Source organism: Streptomyces sp. S3(2020) (genome assembly GCF_013044505.1).
Lineage (GTDB): Bacteria > Actinomycetota > Actinomycetes > Streptomycetales > Streptomycetaceae > Streptomyces.
Genome location: NZ_JABERD010000465.1, coordinates 1 through 2,361, shown reverse-complemented (window position 1 = coordinate 2,361; position 2,361 = coordinate 1). Strand labels below are relative to the sequence as shown.

1 pseudogene is annotated in these 2,361 nt (G+C 72.0%); it reads left to right on the top strand.

The window, feature by feature from the left end:
• Positions 1 to 65: 65 nt before the first annotated feature.
• Positions 66 to 1,991: pseudogene (locus HLK59_RS49580) on the top strand (helix-turn-helix transcriptional regulator); the annotation flags it as partial.
• Between the last annotated feature and the right edge of the window lie 370 nt (positions 1,992 to 2,361).

Below are 2,361 nucleotides of genomic sequence, written 5' to 3'. Positions count from 1 at the left end.
TGCCCCCCAGGGCTCACAGCGTCCGCTGCGCGGGCAGCGTCAGAGGGGGATAGGCGACCGCCCCCGCCCTGCTGCGCGCGGCCGGCCGTGAGCACGCGGAGGCCGAGACCGCCCAGGCGGCGGCGCTCGGACTGCTGGCCACCGAACCCGAGGGTCCCGCCGTACGGTTCGCGCATCCGCTGATCTCGGCCGCGCTGTACGCGGAGGCGCCCGCGCACGAGAGACGGGCCGCGCACGCCGCGCTCTCGAAAGCCGCCTCCGACCCCATCGAACGGGCCCGGCACCTCGCCCTGGCCACCACCGGCACCGACCAGGACACCGCGGACAGCCTCGCCGAGGCCGCCGCCCTCGCCCGCGACCGCGGGGCCCCTTCGGTCGCCGCCTCCCTCGGACTGCTCGCCGCCCGGCACACCCCGGCCGACGGCACCCCGGACCCCGACGCGCGCCGGCTCCAGGCCGCCGAGGACGCGATCACCGCGGGCGAGCTGGACCTCGCCCGGGACATCGCCCGCGACGTGCTCACCCGGGCGACCGTGCCCGCGGACCGGGTGCGGGCCTGGATCATCGTGATCGACACGGCGGGCCACGCCATGACCGAGGTCGACTCGGTCTTCCCGCAGGCCCTCGCCGACGCCGGCGAGGACCCGAAGCTGCCCGCCCTGATCCACTACCAGCTGACCTGGCGGGCCGTGCGCGTGGACGGCGACTTCGACCGGGCACGCGAGGAGGCGGCGCACTCGGCGGCGCTCGCCGCACAGGCCGACGACCGCTACAACGAGCTGATGGCGCTGGCCTTCCAGGCCCAGATCGAGACCCTCATGGGCCACCCGGACGCCCCCGCGACCATCAAACGCGCGCTGAAGGAACCCCAGGACCCCCGGGTGGCGTGCCATCACAACGGGGCCGGCTACTCGCGGTTCCGCTGGCTGATCATGAGCGACCAGCTGTCCGAGGCCCGTGCCACGGTCACCGCGCTGCTGCGCGAGGTCCAGCGCACCGGGGCGGTCGAGAGCGAGGTGCACTTCCTGCGCGGGGTCGCCGAGACCGAACTGCGCTCCGGGCACTGCGGCCGCGCCCTCGACCTCGCCCGGGAGAGCCTGATGATGGCCCGGGACACCGGCATCGGCGAGGTGGCCTCCGCGGTGCTCACCTCGCTCGGGGAGGCCTCGGGCGGTGATGTGGAGCGGGCGCTGGAGCTGGCCCGGGAGGCGGTCGAGCACGCCGAGCGCGACGGCGACCAGATGTACGTCTCCCGCGCCCTGACCGCCCTCGGGTACGCGCAACTGGTCGCCGGGGACGCGCAGGGAACGGTGCGCTCGCTGCGCCGCGTCCGGGAGCTGGAACACGGGCTCGGCATCACCGACCCGGCGCGCGGCCGCTGGCAGGGCGACCTCGCCGAGGCGCTGGTCCGGATCGGCGAGGTGCGCGAGGCGCAGGACGTCATCGAGGTGACCCGCGAGCAGGCGCTGCGGCTGGGCCGCGAGAGCGTCCTCGCGGTACTGGACCGTGCGGAGGCGCTGCTGCGGGCCGCGCGCGGCGAACACGATGCCGCCGTCGCCCAGTTGACCTCGGTGCAGGACAGGCTCGCCAAGCTCGGCCACGGCCTGGAGGAGGCCCGTACCGCCTTCGCGGTGGCCCAGCTGCGCACCCGGCGGGCCGGTCCGACGTCGTACGACGAGGCGGCCCGGCTGTTCCGGCGCTGCCGGGCGCTGCCCTGGCTGCGCCAGGTGGACGCGGCGACCGCCCAGCCGGCCGGCGCACCGGAGCCGCCCGCCCCCGCGCCGACGGCGGACGCGCTGGAGGGCCTCGCCTCGATGGAGCGCCAGGTCGCCGCACTCGTCATGGAGGGCGCGACCAACCGGGAGATAGCCGCCCGGCTGTTCATCAGCGTCAAGACGGTCGAGGCCACCCTGACCCGGGTCTACCGCAAGCTGGGGATCCGATCACGGGTGGACATCGTCCGACTGGCGGCGGGGCGCCGTACCAAGTGAGGGGCCGCGGGTTTTACTGATCCGCGTGGGGTTTGCCGTGCTCCCATCGAGGGTTTTCCCTGTCCAACTCCCTTAGGGGGTTCCCTCATTGGGAAGGGGAACTTCCGAGTTCTAGGTTATGAACGTGCCGCTCGCCCGGGCCTGTCTCTTATCCCCATCTCCGACCCCACGAGACTCCTGCGCACCTCGTCTGCCGTCTTCTGCTTGAAAAAAAAAAAACCATACGAAAAACGACACATCTATAAAAAAGCACAAGTGACCAAAAACCCCAAACATCACAACACAAATGCATAGCAACGAGCGCTCAGCATCGAACGAATGCACTGAGTAGGAAGAACCAGAAACAACGCACAACTGAAAACGTGTACCA